We start from the raw sequence: 17,440 nt of genomic DNA, 5'->3' as shown, positions 1-17,440 counted from the left end.
TGGGCTGGGTGCGGGCGCGCGCGGGTGTGGGTGCGGCGGGGGCTCAGGGCGCGGCCGTGCGCCGTGGGGTGCCGGGGTGGCCGTGCGGTGTGGGGCGTGGGCCGCTGGGGGGCGGGTGGGGTGGCGTGCTGAGTTAGGCGCGCAGGCGTAGGCCCCGTGGGGTGGCGTGGAAGCCTGCTCCTTCCAGGAGGGGGGCGAAGGGGGAGGTCAGGGCGGAGCTTCCGTTGATGCGCTCGACCGTGACCGTGCCGAGTGAGCCCGCTCGGGCCGCGGCGGCGAGGGCTTCGGCGGCGGCGTGCAGGCGGGCGTCTTCGGTGGCAGGGGCGTCGTCACCCGGGGTCGAGGGCCAAGCCAGCAAGGTCTTGCCGCCGCGTTCCATGTAGAGGGTCAGTTCGCCGTCGACGAGGACGACCAGGGAGCCCGCCTTGCGGCCCGGCTTGTGGCCCGCGTCGGTCGGCGGATCGGGCCAGGGGAGCGCGGCTCCGTAGGCGTTGGCCGGGTCGGCGGCGGCCAGGACGATGGCCTGGGTCTCGGAGGGGCGCGGGGCGTAATTCATGGCGGACGGTGAACTGTCCGCGCGGTCGCGGGCGTTCGCCGCCGCGCGCAGTCGGTCCACCGCGCCGTCCATGGCGAACTGGGCGGCGCCGAGCCCCTCGACGACGTAGCCGCGGCGCGCCTGGCCGCTGTCCTCGAAGGCGGACAGGACGCGATACGTCGCCGAGAAGCCGCCCTCGACTCCCTCGGCCGCTACCGCCCCACGGGTCACTACGCCGTGCCGGTCCAGGAGGGTGCGGGCCAGGGCGTGGGCGCGCAGGGTGGGGTCGGGTTCGTGGGCTGGGAGCAGCGACCAGCGGCCCGCCACGGTCGGCGGTCCCGTACGCGACGTGGGGCGGGCGGCGGCCGTCAGTGTGCCGTAGCGCCCGCGCGGGGCGGTGCGCTTGGCGCGGTGGGCCGTGGAGCCCGCGGTGCGGCCCGAGCCGAGGAGCGAGCGCATGGGAGCGAGCGTGTCGTTCGTGAGCCGTCCGGACCAGGCCAGATCCCAGATCACGTCGGCCAGTTGGGGATCGGAGACCTCGGGGTGGGTCGTGGCGCGGGCCTGGTCGGCGATCTGCCGGAAGAACAGGCCGTACCCCCCGGAGAGGGTGTCGAGGACCGATTGGTGGAGCGCGGTGAGCTCCAGGGGGTGCGCCGGCGGCAGGAGCAGGGGCGCCGTGTCGGCCAGATAGAGGGAGACCCAGCCGTCCTTCCCGGGGAGAGACCCGGCCCCGGCCCACACCACCTCTCCGGCGGCGGTGAGTTCGTCGAGCATCGCCGGTGCGTAGCCGGAGACGCGGGAGGGCAGGACGAGCTTCTCGAGGGCGGACGCGGGCACGGTGGCCCCCTGCAACTGCTCGATGGCGCGCACCAGTCCGTCCACGCCTCGCAGGCCGTGCCCGCTCAAGTGCTGCCACTGGGGCAGGAACTGGGCGAGTGCGGCGGGCGGCACAGGCTCCAGTTCATGCCGGAGCGCTGCCAGGGAGCGGCGGCGCAGGCGGCGCAGGACGGTGGCGTCGCACCACTCCTGGCCGATGCCCGCCGGATGGAACTCTCCTTGTACGACACGTCCGTTCGCGGCGAGGCGCTGCAGCGCGCCCTCGGTGACCGCGGCGCCGAGGCCGAAGCGGGCCGCCGCCGCCGTTGAGGTGAACGGGCCGTGCGTGCGTGCGTACCGCGCGATGAGGTCGCCGAGGGGGTCCTTGACGGGCTCGGTGAACGCTTCCGGGACGCCGACCGGCAGTGCGGTGCCCAACGCGTCGCGCAACCGGCCCGCGTCCTCGATCGCCGCCCAGTGGTCGGCCCCGGCGATGCGGACGCTGATCGCGCGGCGGGCGGAGGCCAGCTCCTGCGCCCACTGAGGCTCGGCGCCGCGCTCGGCCAACTCGGCGCCGGTGAGCGGCCCGAGGAGGCGCAGCAGATCGGCGACGCCTTCGATGTCCTTGACGCGGCGGTCCTCCGTGCGCCACTGGAGCTCCTGCTCCAGTTCCGCCAGGACGTCCGCGTCGAGCAGCTCGCGCAGCTCGGCCTGGCCGAGGAGCTCGGAGAGGAGTCGGGAGTCCAGGGAGAGGGCCGCCGCGCGCCGCTCGGCGAGCGGTGAGTCGCCTTCGTACAAGAACTGCGCCACGTACCCGAACAGGAGCGAGCGGGCGAACGGGGACGGCTCGGGCGTGGTCACCTCGACGAGCCGGACCTTGCGGGACTCGATGTCGCCCATCAGTTCCGTGAGGCCGGGGACGTCGAAGACGTCCTGGAGGCACTCCCTGACCGCTTCCAGGACGATGGGGAAGGACCCGAACTCGCTGGCCACCTGGAGCAGTTGCGCGGCGCGCTGGCGCTGCTGCCACAGGGGCGTGCGCTTTCCGGGGCTGCGGCGCGGCAGCAGCAGCGCGCGGGCGGCGCACTCGCGGAAGCGCGAGGCGAACAGGGCCGAGCCGCCCACCTGGTCGGTGACGATCTGGTTGACCTCGCCCTTGTCGAAGGCGACGTCTCCCGCTCCTACGGGCGCCTGATCGCTGTCGTACTCCAGATGCTGGTCGGTGGGCTCCTGGTCGAGCAGGTCCAGGCTCATCAGGTCGGCGTCCGGCAGGCGCAGCACGATGCCGTCGTCGGCGTGCATGACCTGGGCGTCCATGCCATACCGCTCGGCCAGCCTGGAGGTGAGGGCCAGGGCCCAGGGAGCGTGCACCTGCGCGCCGAACGGGGAGTGCACCACGACCCGCCAGTCGCCCAGCTCGTCGCGGAACCGCTCGACCACGATCGTGCGGTCGTCCGGGATGTGGCCGCAGGCCTCACGCTGCTCGGCGAGGTACGTCAGGATGTTGTCGGCCGCCCAGTCGTCCAGGCCCGCGGCCAGCAGACGCACGCGCGCGTCGTCGCGCGACAGGGAGCCGACCTCCCGGAGGAACGCGCCCACCGCACGGCCCAGTTCGAGCGGGCGGCCCAGCTGGTCGCCCTTCCAGAAGGGGAGCCGTCCCGGGACGCCGGGCGCGGGGGAGACGAGCACGCGGTCGCGTGTGATGTCCTCGATGCGCCAGGAGCTGGTGCCGAGCGTGAAGACGTCGCCCACCCGGGACTCGTAGACCATCTCCTCGTCGAGCTCTCCGACGCGGCCTCCGCCCTTCTTGGGGTCGGCGCCGGCGAGGAAGACCCCGAAGAGGCCGCGGTCGGGAATCGTGCCCCCGGAGGTGACCGCGAGGCGTTGCGCGCCCGGCCGCCCGGTGACGGTGCCGGCGATGCGGTCCCAGACCACGCGGGGCCGCAACTCCGCGAAGGCGTCCGACGGATAGCGGCCCGCGAGCATGTCCAGGACGGCCGTGAACGCCGACTCCGGGAGCGAGGCGAAGGAGGCAGCACGGCGGACCAGGGCAAGGAGGTCATCCACCTGCCAGGTGTCGAGGGAGACGATCGCGACGAGCTGCTGTGCCAGGACGTCCAGGGGGTTGGCGGGGACGCGCAGCGACTCGATGGAGCCGGTCCGCATCCGCTCGGTGACCACGGCGGCCTGCACCAGGTCCCCTCGGTACTTGGGGAAGACGACGCCGGTGGAGACCGCGCCCACCTGGTGTCCCGCCCGGCCGACCCGCTGCAGGCCGGAGGCCACGGAGGGCGGTGACTCGACCTGGATCACCAGATCGACCGCCCCCATGTCGATGCCGAGCTCCAGGCTGGACGTGGCGACGACGGCCGGCAGGCGGCCCGCCTTCAGGTCCTCCTCGACGAGCGCGCGCTGCTCCTTGGAGACCGAGCCGTGATGGGCCCGGGCGAGGACCGGAGGAGCGCCCTTGGCCGCGCCCGACTCGGCCATCAGCTCCGCGGGGGAGTGGTCTTCGGGGAGGGGCTCGCCCGTCGCGCGTTCGTACGCGATCTCGTTGAGCCTGTTGCACAGGCGCTCCGCGAGGCGGCGTGAGTTGGCGAACACGATCGTCGAGCGGTGTGCCTGGACGAGGTCGGTGATGCGCTCCTCGACGTGCGGCCAGATCGAGGGGCGCTCCGCGCCCTGGTCGGAGTCGGCGACCGGGGATCCGCCGAGCTCGGCGAGGTCCTCGACCGGCACGACCACGGACAGGTCGAACTCCTTGCCGGACGGCGGCTGGACGATCTCCACCCTGCGCTGCGGGGACAGATAGCGCGCCACCTCGTCCACCGGGCGGACCGTCGCCGACAGGCCGATGCGGCGGGCGGGCCTGGGCAGCAGCTCGTCGAGCCGCTCCAGGGAGAGGGCGAGGTGGGCGCCGCGCTTGGTGCCCGCGACGGCGTGCACCTCGTCCAGGATCACCGTCTCGATGCCCGTCAGCGCGTCCCGCGCGGCAGAGGTGAGCATCAGGAAGAGCGACTCGGGTGTGGTGATCAGGATGTCCGGCGGGCGCGTGGCCAGGGAGCGGCGCTCGGCGGGCGGGGTGTCGCCCGAGCGGATGCCGACCCGCACCTCGGGCTCGGGGAGGCCGAGGCGCACGGACTCCTGGCGGATACCGGTCAGCGGGCTGCGCAAATTGCGCTCCACGTCGACCGCGAGGGCCTTCAGCGGAGACACGTACAGCACCCGGCAGCGCTTCTTGGGGTCGGCGGGTGGCGGGGTCGAGGCCAGCTGGTCGAGGGCGGCGAGGAACGCGGCCAGCGTCTTGCCGGAGCCGGTCGGCGCGACGACCAGCACGTCCGAGCCCTCGCCGATGGCCTTCCACGCCCCGGCCTGCGCGGACGTGGGCGCGGAGAAGGCCCCCGTGAACCAGCTGCGGGTCGCGGGGGAGAACCCATCAAGGGCGCCGGGGGCACTGGATGCGGACCTGACCATGACCCCATCGTGCACCCCGCCACTGACAACGGCGCCGACCTGCGGAAAAGGGCTTGCGTGGCTGCCGCAGAATGGGGTCATGGCAGGTTCGGCGGAGCATGCGCGGCACTGGCGGTACGCGGAGCTGCCCGGGGTCGACCTGCTGCGTGCCCACTACATCAACAAGACGTTCGTGCGGCACACCCACGAGCACTTCGTGATCGCCGCGATCGCCGAGGGCGTCGACGTCTTCCACCACGGCGGCGCCGATCAGCACGCGGGGCCCGGAACCCTCGCCCTGGTCAACCCCGACACTCCGCACACGGGCCGGGCGGGTGTGCCCGAGGGATGGCGGTACGCGGCGGTCTACCCGTCGCCGGATCTCGTCGCCGCCATCGCGGCCGAGACCACCGGCATCCGCGGTACCCCAGGCTTCATCCGCCCGGTGCTCGAGGACCCGTACGCCGTCACCCTCGTCCACCGGGTGCTGCGTGCCGCGGAGGAGGGCAACGCGCTCGCCGCCGACACCCTGCTGCGGGTGGCAGTGACGCGGCTGCTGCGGCTGAACGGCGGACCCGCCCCCCAGCGTGCCGTGCGTACGGCGGGCGCCAGGATCGCGGCACGCGCGCGCGGCGTCCTCGAGGAGCGGCTGGCCGACCCGCCGAGCCTGGAGCGGCTCGCCACCGACCTCGGAGTCGGCCCCTTCGCCCTGCTGCGGTCCTTCCGAGACGCGTACGGGATGCCTCCGCACGCGTGGCTCACCGACGCGCGTGTGCGCGCCGCACGGCGCCTCCTGGACGCGGGAACGACACCCGCTCAGGCCGCCGTCGCCGTGGGCTTCACCGATCAGCCGCACCTGAACCGGCACTTCACACGGATCGTCGGGGTGCCTCCGGGGGCGTATCAGCGCGAGCGCAAGAACGTACAAGACGGGGAATCGGCCCTGCTCGTACCGTCCGGCGTGTGGCAGAACAGACGACACCCGCAGATATAGCTCCAGCCATGACCGAGCACGACGACGACCAGGTCCCAGGGACACCGGAGAAACCCGATTCCGCCGTGGTCCGCGACGCCCTCGGCGTCGGGATCGCCGTCGGGCTCTCCGGCTTCGCCTTCGGAGTGACCTCGGCCGGCAGCGGACTCACCGTGCTGCAGACCTGTGCGCTGAGCCTGCTTGTCTTCACCGGTGCCTCGCAGTTCGCGCTGGTCGGGGCGCTCGCGGGCGGCGGGAACCCGTTCACCGCCGCGGCCGGTGCCTTCTTCCTCGGCGTGCGCAACGCGTTCTACGGACTGCGGCTCTCGCAGTTGCTGGCTCTCCCGCGCGCGGTGCGCCCGTTCGCCGCCCACTGGGTCATCGACGAGACCACCGCCGTCTCGCTCGCACAGCCGACACGGCGCGCCGCCCGCATCGGCTTCACCGTCACCGGGCTGAGCCTCTACCTGTTGTGGAACCTCACCACGTTCCTCGGGGCGCTCGGCGCCGAGGCCATCGGCGACACCGACGCGTGGGGGCTCGACGCCGCGGGACCCGCGGTCTTCCTGGCGCTGCTCGCGCCGATGCTGCGGACGACCACGGAGCGGGCGGTGGCGGCGATCGCGGTCGTCCTGGGGCTCGGCCTGCTGCCCGTGCTGCCCGCGGGAGTGCCGGTCCTGGTGGCCGCTCTCGCCGTACCGGCCGTGCTCTACGTAGAGGGCCGCAAGGCCGCAGCCAAGGAAGACGCACGCCCCAACGACACCCAGAAGGAAGAGCGTTGAACATCTGGATCGCGATCGGCGTGACCTTCGTCGGTTGCTACCTCGTGAAGCTCGCGGGCCTGCTCGTACCCGTGGGCGCCCTGGAACGCCCGCTCGTCAAGCGCATGGCCGCCCTGCTGCCCGTGGCGCTGCTCGCCGCGCTCACGGCCCAGCAGGCCTTTGCCGAGGGGCCGGTCCTGCAGCTGGACGCGAAGGCCCTGGGGCTCGCGGCGGCGGCCGTGGCGCTGCTGCTGCGCGCACCGTTCCTGGTCGTCATCGGGGCAGCGGTGGTCGTCACCGCGGGGTTGCGGGCGCTCACGGGCTGACCGCTGCCGCCTTCCCCGTCGCCTCGAACACCCGAGCCCGTCACGCACAGGCCCCGTGGGTAATGTGACGCGTCACAATCGCGGCCCCGCCCCCGGAGAGGAAACACCGTGGCGCTGTCCTTCGAAGCCAGGTCCCTCGCGGCGCGGTGCGAGCCCAGGGTCAATGAACTGGCCCGCAGGATGGCCCGTGAGTCGTTCGAGGAACTGCCCGGGTACGCGGAACTCCCCGACGACGTGAAGGACCTGGAGATAGCCGCCACCGCACGCCACGGAGTGCGCCTCTTCCTGCGCCGCGTCACGGATCAGCCCGGCAGTCACCGGCTCTTCCGCGACCGGGCCGCACAGCGCGCGGAAGAGGGCATGCCGCTGCACCTCCTGCTGCGTACGCACGCCCTGGGGGTCTACGTCCTGTGGCAGACGCTGCGTGACGTGGCACGCCCCGGCGAGGAGGCGGCCCTGGTCGAACTCGTGGACGTGCTGTTGCAGTCGCACCCCGCCGTCGTCGGGGCCGTGGCCGAGACCTACCTGGACGAGCGCTCCGCACTGGAGGCCGAGCAGCGCGCCCAGCGCGGCTCCCTGATCCGCGGCCTCCTCGACGGCATGGTGCCGCCCGGCCATGTGCTCCTCGACCAGCTGCGCCTGGCGGGGCCCTCGCTCGTCCTCGCGGTCGGCTTCGACGGGGCGCCCGCCGAAGGCCCCGTGGCGGTACGGCGGCGGCTGCGGCGCGTGCAGACCGCGCTGGACCACGCCTTCGACCTGGAGGTGCTCGCGCTCCTGGAGGCAGACGGGGGCCGGGTCATCGTGCCCAAGGAGTGCCTGCCCCCCGAGGACCTTCCGCGCCGTCTCAGCAAGGCCTGCGACCTTCCCGTACGCGTCGCCGCCGTGGACGCCGCCGGGCCCGGGGCCGTGACCGATGCGGCCCGTACCGCGACCGAGATACTGCGCATCACGCGCGCGTGCGGGATGCCTCCGGGACTGCACCGCATGGACGACGTGCTTCTGGAGTACCACCTCTCCCGCCGCAACGAGAGCAGCCACCTCATCTCCGCGCTGCTCGACCCGGTCGCCGACCGACCCGAGCTCCTGGAGACGCTGCGCACCCACCTCGGCCATCAGCAGACCGAGGGCGACCGCCGCCGCCCTCGGTCTGCACCCCAACACCGTCGACAACCGCCTCGCCAAGATCGGCGAACGCACCGGCATCGACCTGTCGGCCCCCCGAGGCACGGCTTTGGCCATCGCGGCGCTGCTGCTGCGGGAGGCCGAGGAGGCTCCCTCAGGTGATGGAGCGTCCGTACGCCCGTAGCGTGCGCAGCGCCTCGATGGTGACCATCGGGCGCGCTTCGAGGGCGATGCTCGGGGCCCACTGGCGCTTGGAGGTCCCCTCATGCGTTGAGCTGGTTGAGCCATGGGGGAAGATCGGCCAGCCGCCGTCCTCCTGCTGGTCCTGCTCGAGGTGGTCCAGGGAGCGCGCCATTTCCTCATCGGTGAACCACGCGCGCGCGAGCGACTCGGGAGCCTTCGCGTAGTCGTGCGCGAAGTGGTGCTCACCCGGTGCGTATCCGGGCGCCACGGGATACGCGTCAAGACGCTCGGGTTCGAGCGCCACGAGGTGCTGCTCCCGCGCGATCCTGCCGAGCCGGTCGGCGGCCGCCTCCGCGCGCGGGCGGTCGGGTGCCCCGTCGAGGAAGGCGACGGCCGCCTGGATCTCGTACGGATGGGACTTCTCGAGGGACTCGACGGCGGCCCAGCAGAAGTCGGTGGCCCTGAACAGCCAGGCGTGCCACACCTCGTTGCGGTGCAACAGGCCCACCACGGGGCCGGTGGCGAGGAGTTCGCTCGGCGGATCGTCCACCACGGGCACGAACGGTGCCGAGGGATAGCCGCGCTGGCTGGGATGGATCCCCGGAAGGGCGCCGTCGGACGTCGACACCGACGTCAGATAGCGGCACACGCGCTCCACCCGCTGCCCGCCGCAGCGTCGGATCGAGTCCAGGACGCGCAGCGCGTGCCCGGCGTGCAGGGGCTGGCTGACGGGGCCGCGCAGATTCGGTTCGAGCGCGTATCCGTACCCGCCGTCCGCGGTGTCGTACGCGGCCAGGGCGGTCTCGACCGCGTCGGCCGACGGGCCGGCTCCGGTGCCGCCCGTGCCGCCCAGGAAGTGGTACGCGAACCGCCGCTGCTCGAGGACGCGCGCGGTGAGCCAGACGAAGTGCTCGGCGCGTGCGACCGGCGAGGGCGCGGCATGCGGGGATGCTCCGGTTTCGGCCATGCACAGACCGTAGGGCCGGAAAGCGCCTTCGGTGAGCCCCTGCGTCGGGCTGCACTCTCAAGGGCGGGATACTGACGGCATGCGGTTGACGGTTTTCTGGGAGCGGATGGCGGACCACTTCGGACAGGGGTACGCCGACTCGTTCGCTCGCGATCACGTGATGGCGGAGCTCGGTGGGCGCACGGTGCATCAGGCACTGGACGCGGGCTGGGACGCCAAGGACGTCTGGCGCGCGGTGTGCGCGGCGATGGACGTTCCGGCCGATAGGCGCTGACAGCGGACAGTTCGCCGTCCTCCGGCGGATCGTCCCGGGCGCCGGTGCGCGCGAAGATGTGGGGGCGGCGGCCGAATGTCGGTGGCGTGGGCGAGACTGGCCCCGTGGCATCGACAGACGAGACCGCGCAGGTCACCCAGGACGTAGCTCCGCTCGGCACGACGCCGCCCGCACAGCCCCCGAACGGGGTGGAGACCGGGCGGGCCGCCAGCATGCCGCGCTGGCTGCCGCGCGCCATGGTGCTCGCCCTCGCGCTCATCGCCTGTTTCCAGCTGGGCAGTTGGGCCTTCCATCAGCTGACCGGGCTGCTGATCAACATCCTGATCGCGTTCTTCCTGGCGCTCGCGGTAGAGCCCGCGGTGAGCTGGATGGCCGCGCGAGGGCTGCGCAGGGGCTTCGCCACCTTCCTGGTCTTCCTCGGTGTCCTGATCGTGGGCGCCGGCTTCATCACGCTCATGGGATCGATGCTCGCGGGCCAGATCGTGGACATGGTCGAGGACTTCCCCGAGTACCTCGACGATGTCATCAGCTGGATCAACCAGACGTTCCACACGGAGCTCTCCCGGGTCGAGATCCAGGACAGCCTGGTCCACTCGGACTGGCTGCAGAAGTACGTGCAGAACAGCGCCAGCGGCGTCCTGGACGTGTCGGCGCAGGTCCTCGGGGGGCTCTTCCAGCTCCTGACGGTCCTGCTGTTCTCGTTCTACTTCGCGGCCGACGGCCCGCGGCTGCGGCGCGCGCTCTGCTCGGTGCTGCCGCCCGCCCGCCAGGCCGAGGTGCTCCGCGCCTGGGAGATCGCGGTCAACAAGACCGGCGGCTACATCTACTCGCGCGGTCTGATGGCGCTGATCTCCGGAGTCGCGCACTACGTCCTGCTGCAGGTCCTCAGCGTGCCGTACGCGCCCGTGCTCGCGGTGTGGGTCGGCCTGGTGTCGCAGTTCATCCCCACCATCGGCACGTACCTGGCGGGCGCGCTGCCGATGTTGATCGCCTTCACGGTCGATCCCTGGTACGCGCTGTGGGTGCTGATCTTCGTAGTGGTCTACCAGCAGTTCGAGAACTATGTCCTGCAGCCCAAGCTCACCGCCAAGAGCGTGGACATCCACCCGGCGGTGGCCTTCGGGTCTGTCATCGCGGGCACGGCGCTCCTCGGAGCGGTCGGCGCCCTGATCTCCATCCCGGCGATCGCGACCCTGCAGGCCTTCCTGGGGGCGTACGTGAAGCGGTACGACGTCACCGACGACCCGCGTGTCCACGGGCACCGGCGCAGGGACGGAGCGTCCCTCCTCACGCGCATGCGGCGTGCCCTGCGCGGGCCGAACCGGCCGTGGGCGGCGTCGGAGGCCGAGGTCGCGGCGGAGGAGGCTGCGGGTTCGGGTCCTGACTCCGCATCAGGCCACGGCCCCGAGTCCGGCTCGGGCGAGCGTCAGTAGGTGGCGATGCCCCAGATGCCTGAGCCGAGAACAGCGACCACGTAACAGCCGACCGCCGTCGTCATCACCCGCTGCCGCGTCCGCTCACCCCAAGAGGTGCGCGACATCAGCCAGGCGAGCGCGGGCAGCACCAGAACGGCATGCAGGCTCACCCCGTGCAGAGGCTTGAGAGGCGCCGTGGAGCCGTAGGCCGACTCCTGGTGGCCGGTCCGGGTCAGGAACACACCGCGCGCGATCATCGCGGCACCCGACGCGAGGGCGACGAGCAGGATGGCGAAGCCGGACCGGAGCGCGAGCGGCATACCTGTGGGGCCGCCGGGCCGGTGCCGGAACGAGGCGACCGCGAAGGCCGACAGCAGGACGACGAGGATTCCGCCGCCCACCGCGAGGGACATGGAGACCGCCGAGTCGAAGCCGGTCTCCATGTTGAGATGCGAGGGCACCCGCCGCCACGCCTGAAGCGTGATCCCGCCGACCTCAAGGACGCAGTCCGCCGCGAAGAGGACCAGGAGCGCGGTCCGGGTGCGAGTCCCCATGCGCAGATACGACGTCACCCAGGCGACAGTGATCAGGGTCAGGCCGAAGGAGAGCCCGAAGGTGACGGGCTTGCGCCAGGAGACGGGCCCCTCCCACGGACCGCCGTCGACCGCGAAGACCAGCAGGTGCGCGAGGCCCGAGAGGATCAGGACGGCGCCGGTCGCGCAGCTGAGGCGTTCGGCGGGGCGTGCCGAGCGCCACAGGGCGGGGGCGGAGGCCGTCAGGCGCGCGTTTTCCATGAGGCAAGCCTGGCGGGAAGGGGCGCGCAGGTCGTCGTCCGGCCGAAGGCAGCGCCCGGGGGAGTAGCCCTGGACGCGGGAGCGCGGCGCGGAGGGCCGGAGGGGCGATGTGCGCCCGGCGGACGGGACCCTTCCGTACCCTCGGTGGAGCCGCGTGGTGCGCTTGACACCAAAATCGAACATCCATTCTTATAGGTTGCCTGGCGGCGTTTTCCCGGGGTTTTCGCGGGGGGATCCCTGGGGCTCCGGCGGATTTCGGCGGGGCGATCGCCTCGAGTTATCCACAGGCCGGACGGGCGTCGGGGCGGATTGTCAGTGGCAGGCGCTAGCGTCATTGACGTGAAGCGATCGACACAAGCAAATCGGGTGGAACCCATGGCAGGAACCGACCGCGAGAAGGCGCTCGAAGCCGCGCTCGCACAGATTGAACGGCAGTTCGGCAAGGGCGCAGTGATGCGCATGGGCGAGCGGCCGAACGAACCCATCGAGGTCATCCCCACCGGGTCGACCGCGCTCGACGTCGCGCTCGGCGTCGGCGGCATCCCGCGCGGCCGCGTGGTGGAGGTGTACGGACCGGAATCCTCCGGTAAGACGACGCTGACGCTGCACGCCGTGGCGAACGCACAGCGCGCGGGCGGCGCCGTCGCCTTCGTGGACGCCGAGCACGCACTCGACCCCGAGTACGCGAAGAAGCTGGGCGTCGACATCGACAACCTGATCCTGTCCCAGCCGGACAACGGCGAGCAGGCTCTGGAGATCGTCGACATGCTGGTCCGCTCCGGCGCCCTCGATCTGATCGTCATCGACTCCGTCGCGGCCCTGGTGCCGCGCGCGGAGATCGAGGGCGAGATGGGTGACTCGCACGTGGGTCTGCAGGCCCGACTGATGAGCCAGGCGCTCCGGAAGATCACCAGCGCGCTCAACCAGTCCAAGACCACCGCGATCTTCATCAACCAGCTCCGCGAGAAGATCGGCGTGATGTTCGGCTCCCCGGAGACCACGACCGGTGGCCGCGCGCTGAAGTTCTACGCCTCGGTGCGGCTCGACATCCGGCGTATCGAAACGCTGAAGGACGGCACGGACGCGGTCGGCAACCGTACTCGCGTCAAGGTCGTCAAGAACAAGGTCGCCCCGCCCTTCAAGCAGGCCGAGTTCGACATCCTCTACGGCCAGGGCATCAGCCGCGAGGGCGGCCTGATCGACATGGGCGTGGAGAACGGCTTCGTCCGCAAGGCGGGCGCCTGGTACACGTACGAGGGCGACCAGCTCGGCCAGGGCAAGGAGAACGCCCGCAACTTCCTCAAGGACAACCCCGATCTCGCCAACGAGATCGAGAGGAAGATCAAGGAGAAGCTCGGCGTCGGCGTGAAGCCGAAGACGGAGGAGCCCGCTGCCGAGCCGGCCAAGGACGCGGGGGACGCGGCCGATGACGCCGCCAAGACGGTGCCCGCACCGGCGGCCAAGGCCACCAAGCCCAAGGCCGCCGCGGCCAAGAGCTGATCCATGACGCGGCGCACGGACTGGGCGGACCAGATCACTCCCGAGCACCACACCGACCCCGCGGGCCGAGGCCTCGCGGACGGTGCGGATCAGGGCGGCGCCGACCAGGAGGGCGACGGCACCGGCTTCCGCGGGGGCGGCGGCCGGAGGGGTCGCCGAAGGCGTGGCGGCTTCGGCGAAGGCCGGGGTGGCGGTTCACAGGACAGCGGCCCCCCTTCCTCGTCGAGGGCCGAGAAGGGGGAGCCGCCGACGGGGGATCCGGGTGAGAAGGCGCGGGCGATCTGTCTGCGCCTGCTCACCGGGACCCCGCGCACGCGCAAACAGCTGGCGGACGCGCTGCGCAAACGGGAGATCCCGGATGACGTGGCGGACGAGGTGCTGACCCGCTTCGAAGAGGTCGGCCTGATCAACGACGGTGCCTTCGCGGGCGCGTGGGTGGAGTCCCGGCACCACGGCCGGGGTCTGGCCCGACGAGCGCTCGCGCAGGAGCTGCGTACGAAGGGCGTGGACGCCACGCTGATCGAGGAGGCAGTCGGACAGCTCGACTCGGAGCAGGAGGAGGCGACCGCACGCGAGCTCGTCGCCCGCAAGCTCCGTGCCACGCGTGGCCTCGACCGCGACAAGCGACTGCGGCGCCTCGCGGGCATGCTGGCCCGCAAGGGCTACTCGGAAGGCCTGGCACTCCGGATCGTCCGGCAGGCGATCGAGGAAGAGGGCGAGGACGCGGGGGACTTGGGGTACGACGGGGGCTGAGCTGACCAGGGCCCTCGCGGGGGTGGGGCCCAGGTCAGGGCCGGGCAGCGCGGTGCGAACCGCGGCCCGGCCCTTTCGCGTTCCGCGGGGCCCGCTTCGAAGAGGCGCGCCCCGCCCCGCCCTGCAAGGCCTCGCTCCGTAGGGCCATGTTTCACAAGGCCGACGTCAACTCCCAACCTCCGTCTGAGGGGTGGGGTTAACCCCCCGCTGAAGACGCCGGTCCACCGCACTGCAAAGGAACCTGTGCACAGGCGACTGTGTACGCATGGCAAAGGAACCCGGCACGACCGATGGCGCCCCCGAGGAGCTGAGCGACCTCCGCGTCCTCAAGGCGCTCGCACAGCCCCGGCGCCAGCAGATGCTGCAGCACCTCACCGTGCACGGTCCGGCGACCTCCGCGACGCTCGCCAGGGCGCTCGGCCTCAACACCGGGGCCACCAGCTACCACCTGCGTGAGCTCGCCCGCTACGGCTTCGTGGAGGAGACCGCGGGTACGGGTCACGGCCGTGAACGCTGGTGGCGCGCGATCCCCGGCGACCGGCGCTTCCCGCCGCGCAGCAAGCAGAACGCCCGGACGCGGCTCGTCATGGACGAGTTGAACCATCTCTCGTACGCCGCCGACCTAGAGCTCTTCGAGCAGCTGCAGCGAGACGCCGGCGACGCCGTTGCCGAACTCGGTGAGTGGGCCGACGCGTTTCCGTACTCGCGCGGCACGATCCGGCTGACGCTCCCCGAACTCCGCGAGTTCTTCGAGGAGTACATCGCCCTGCTCAACCGTTACAAGCGCCCCGACGCCGAGACGCCGGCCGACGCTCGCACCGTGCTCACGCGCCTCCTGGCCTTCCCGGCGCCGACGCCTGCGCCTGCGCCGACGTCTGCACCTGTGCCTGCGCCGACCGACGCGCCCGAGCCCTCCCGCGCTCCTTCTCCCTCCCACTCCTCTGAGCCCGAGGCGACATCATGATGCTGCGCTACGCACTGCAGACAGTCCGAGACCGCAAGGGCGGATTCATCGGCGCCTTCCTGGCATTGATGTGCGCCGCCGCTCTCATCACGGCCTGCGGCACTCTCCTGGAGACCGGACTGCGCGGCACCATTCAGACCGAGCGCTACGCCGCGGCCCCCGTGGTCGTCTCCGCCGACCAGAACGTCCACCAGACCACCGTCAAGCACAAGAAGGGCAAGACCAAGGTCAAGCACAAGGCCAAGCCGATCGCCGAGCGGGCCTGGCTGTCGGACGACATGGCGCACAAGCTCAAGGGCGTGCCGGGTGTAGGGAAGGTCGTCCCTGAACTCACTTTCCTCGCGGAGCCGTTGACGCCCGCGGCCGGTGACCTCACCGACAAGCCCGCGTACGGCCACGCCTGGGAGTCGGCCGCGCTGACGCCCTTCCGCCTCGTCGAGGGCAAGGCCCCACGCGCCGCCGATGACCTCGTCATCGACCGCGGCCTCGCCGAGAGCGCCCGCCTCAAGACCGGCGACCGCCTCACCGTCCAGTCGACCCAGGCCCCGCGCTCCTACCGCATCACCGGTGTCGCGGCCCCCGCCGAAGGCCCCCTCGCCCACCAGACGTCCCTCTTCTTCTCCGCCGGAGAGGCCGAGCGGCTCGCCGCCCACCCCGGCCAGATCACCACCCTCGGCGTCGTGCCGGCCAAGGGCACCGGGACGGATGACCTCAAGAAGGCGGTCGCAGACGCCATCGCCGGTACGAAGGCGCAGGTCAGCACCGGCGACGACCGTGGACCCGTGGAGTTCCTCGACGCGGCGGGCGCCCGCATCAAGCTGGTCAGCATGGGCGGCGCGATGGGCGGCACCTCCCTCCTCGTCGCCATCCTCGTGGTCGTCGGCACCTTCGCCCTCTCCGTGCAGCAGCGCCACCGCGAACTCGCCCTGCTCCGCGCCATCGCCGCCACCCCGAAGCAGATCCGGGGACTCCTCGGCCGCGAGGCCCTGATCGTCGGCGCGGCGGCGGGCGTCTTCGGCTCGCTCGCCGGAATCCCGCTCGGCGGCTGGCTGCACGGCAAGTTCGTGGACATGGGCGCCGTCCCCGCCACCTTGGAGCGGACCGTGAGCGTCTTCCCGCTCTTCGCCGCGGTGGCCGCGACGCTGCTCGGAGCCTGGGCCGCCGCCCGCCTCTCGGCCCGCCGCATCGCCCGTATCCGCCTGCGCGATGCCCTCGCCGAAGCGCGCGTCGAACGCACCCGGCCGCCGTGGAGCCGCATCGTCGCGGGTCTCGTCCTCCTCGCCGGAGGCGCCGTCCTTGTCGCCGTGCTCAGCGTGCTGCGCACCGAGCCGGCGTCGACTCCGGTGACGTTCCTGACCGTTGTGGTCCTGTCCTCCGCCATCGCGCTCCTCGGCCCGCTCGTGGTCAGGGCGGCGGCCGCCGTGCTCCGCGGCCCACTCCGGCTCTCCGGCCCCGTCGGCCGCCTCGCGCACGCCAACCTCCGCGGCAACGCCGCCCGGATGGCGGCGGCCGTCACCCCGCTCGCCCTCCTCACCGGCATGACCTGCACCGTCCTCTTCGTCCAGCCCACCCTCGGCGACGCGGCCCGCGCACAGGCCCGCGAGGGCATCCGCGCCGACTGGGTCCTGGCGGCCCAGGGGTCCGGCGTCCCGGCCGAGGCCGCGCAGGAGCTGCGTACGACCGAAGGCGTCGAGGCCGCCACCGAGGTCGTCCGCACCACCGTGCGCGTCGGACTCGACAAGTACCCGGCGCAGGGCGTCAGCACGGCCGGGCTCACCCGCACCTGGGACCCGGACGTCACCGCCGGATCCCTGAAGGGCTTCGGCAAGGGAAACGTCGCCGTCAGCGAACTGGCGGCCGACCAGCTCGACTTGAAGCCCGGCAGCACTCTGAAGCTCACGCTCGGCGACGGCACGAAGACCGCGCTCAAGGTCAGCGCCGTGTACGCGCGCGGGCTCGGGTTCGGAGACCTGACCATGGCGCACGACCTGGTCGCCCGCCACGTCGACAACCCGCTCGCCGCCACGGTCCTGATCAAGAGCGACCGTACACAGGAACAACTCTCGGCAGGCGTGGGGAAGTTCCCGGGCGTGCGGGTTCTCGCCCCGGCTGCCGCCGACAGCCTGCAGGCCGAGCGCCAGCAGGCGAACGCCGAGGTGAACTACCTGGCCATGGGCCTCATTCTGGCCTTCACCGCGATCGCCGTCGTCAACACTCTCGCGATGTCGGTCTCCGAGCGCATCCGTGAGTTCGCGATGCTGCGTCTGGCGGGCGCGAGCCGCCGCCAGGTCCTGGGCATGCTGCGCACCGAGGCACTGTGCGTCCTGCTCATCGGCACGGCCCTCGGCAGCGGTATCGCGCTCGCCGTCCTGACCGCCTTCAGCGTCGGCATGACCGGCAGCGCCGCGCCCTCGGTCACACCCTTGGTGTACGTCTCCGTGGTGGCCGTCGCGGCTCTGCTCGCCCTCACCGCGACCGCTCTCCCGGGCCGCGCCGCCCTCAAGCCGCGCCCCGTCACGGTGGCAACAGCCAAGGAGTAAGCGGCAGTACGCAATAGTGGGCGCCCCTTACCGGACTCACCGGGCCTGCCGGATCCGGATAAGG

Annotated in this window: 13 protein-coding genes and 1 pseudogene; 11 read left to right on the top strand and 3 right to left on the bottom strand. The window is 72.1% G+C overall.

Annotated elements, in window-relative coordinates:
* Positions 1-133: 133 nt before the first annotated feature.
* Positions 134-4,825: an ATP-dependent helicase gene (locus tag ABD378_RS33200; protein WP_344527049.1), complete on the bottom strand. Its 4,692-nt coding sequence runs from the start codon at positions 4,823-4,825 to the stop codon at positions 134-136.
* A gap of 79 nt (positions 4,826-4,904) precedes the next feature.
* On the opposite strand from ABD378_RS33200, the gene ABD378_RS33195 reads away from it, so the two are divergent.
* The 5 genes and pseudogenes from ABD378_RS33195 to ABD378_RS33175 all read left to right on the top strand — a co-directional run bounded on the left by ABD378_RS33195 (position 4,905) and on the right by ABD378_RS33175 (position 8,170).
* A complete protein-coding gene (locus ABD378_RS33195) occupies positions 4,905-5,798 on the top strand; it encodes an AraC family transcriptional regulator (protein ID WP_344527047.1) in 894 nt (297 codons plus the stop codon).
* 8 nt (positions 5,799-5,806) lie between these two features.
* Positions 5,807-6,559 carry an AzlC family ABC transporter permease gene (locus tag ABD378_RS33190; protein ID WP_344527045.1) on the top strand — a complete coding sequence of 251 codons (753 nt, stop codon included), beginning with the start codon at positions 5,807-5,809 and terminating at the stop codon, positions 6,557-6,559.
* Complete coding sequence (locus ABD378_RS33185) at positions 6,556-6,864, top strand: AzlD domain-containing protein (protein WP_344527043.1); 309 nt, start codon at positions 6,556-6,558, stop codon at positions 6,862-6,864. The genes ABD378_RS33190 and ABD378_RS33185 overlap by 4 nt, the downstream gene beginning before the upstream one ends.
* A 180-nt stretch (positions 6,865-7,044) precedes the next feature.
* Positions 7,045-7,374 (top strand): annotated as a pseudogene (locus ABD378_RS44330) (RsbRD N-terminal domain-containing protein); the annotation flags it as partial.
* A 403-nt stretch (positions 7,375-7,777) separates the two neighbouring features.
* Positions 7,778-8,170: a helix-turn-helix domain-containing protein gene (locus ABD378_RS33175; RefSeq protein WP_344527039.1), complete on the top strand. Its 393-nt coding sequence runs from the start codon at positions 7,778-7,780 to the stop codon at positions 8,168-8,170.
* Here ABD378_RS33175 and ABD378_RS33170 read toward each other — a convergent pair.
* A complete protein-coding gene (locus ABD378_RS33170) occupies positions 8,141-9,136 on the bottom strand; it encodes a hypothetical protein (protein WP_344527037.1) in 996 nt (331 codons plus the stop codon). The two genes, ABD378_RS33175 and ABD378_RS33170, sit on opposite strands and share 30 nt — an antisense overlap.
* Before the next feature lie 79 nt (positions 9,137-9,215).
* Here ABD378_RS33170 and ABD378_RS33165 point away from each other — a divergent pair, with 79 nt between their 5' ends.
* Positions 9,216-9,410 carry a DUF3046 domain-containing protein gene (locus ABD378_RS33165; protein ID WP_344527035.1) on the top strand — a complete coding sequence of 65 codons (195 nt, stop codon included), beginning with the start codon at positions 9,216-9,218 and terminating at the stop codon, positions 9,408-9,410.
* 104 nt (positions 9,411-9,514) lie between these two features.
* On the top strand, positions 9,515-10,843 hold the full coding sequence (locus ABD378_RS33160) for an AI-2E family transporter (RefSeq protein ID WP_344527033.1): 1,329 nt from the start codon (positions 9,515-9,517) through the stop codon (positions 10,841-10,843).
* Here the strand turns inward: ABD378_RS33160 and ABD378_RS33155 are convergent.
* Positions 10,837-11,619, bottom strand: coding sequence for a hypothetical protein (locus ABD378_RS33155; protein WP_344527031.1), 783 nt, complete (start codon positions 11,617-11,619; stop codon positions 10,837-10,839). The genes ABD378_RS33160 and ABD378_RS33155 overlap by 7 nt on opposite strands.
* Before the next feature lie 375 nt (positions 11,620-11,994).
* On the opposite strand from ABD378_RS33155, the gene recA reads away from it, so the two are divergent.
* From recA to ABD378_RS33135, 4 genes are all read left to right on the top strand, one after another.
* Positions 11,995-13,119, top strand: a complete 1,125-nt coding sequence (gene recA, locus ABD378_RS33150) for a recombinase RecA (RefSeq protein ID WP_344527029.1) — start codon at positions 11,995-11,997, stop codon at positions 13,117-13,119.
* Positions 13,120-13,122: 3 nt separating this feature from the next.
* Positions 13,123-13,872, top strand: coding sequence for a recombination regulator RecX (gene recX, locus ABD378_RS33145; protein WP_344527027.1), 750 nt, complete (start codon positions 13,123-13,125; stop codon positions 13,870-13,872).
* A gap of 265 nt (positions 13,873-14,137) precedes the next feature.
* Positions 14,138-14,836 carry an ArsR/SmtB family transcription factor gene (locus ABD378_RS33140; RefSeq protein WP_344527025.1) on the top strand — a complete coding sequence of 233 codons (699 nt, stop codon included), beginning with the start codon at positions 14,138-14,140 and terminating at the stop codon, positions 14,834-14,836.
* Positions 14,833-17,376, top strand: coding sequence for an FtsX-like permease family protein (locus tag ABD378_RS33135; RefSeq protein WP_344527023.1), 2,544 nt, complete (start codon positions 14,833-14,835; stop codon positions 17,374-17,376). The genes ABD378_RS33140 and ABD378_RS33135 overlap by 4 nt, the downstream gene beginning before the upstream one ends.
* Positions 17,377-17,440: the final 64 nt, after the last annotated feature.

This window comes from Streptomyces rectiviolaceus (genome assembly GCF_039533825.1).
GTDB lineage: Bacteria > Actinomycetota > Actinomycetes > Streptomycetales > Streptomycetaceae > Streptomyces > Streptomyces rectiviolaceus.
This window is presented reverse-complemented; position numbering and strand designations above follow the sequence as displayed.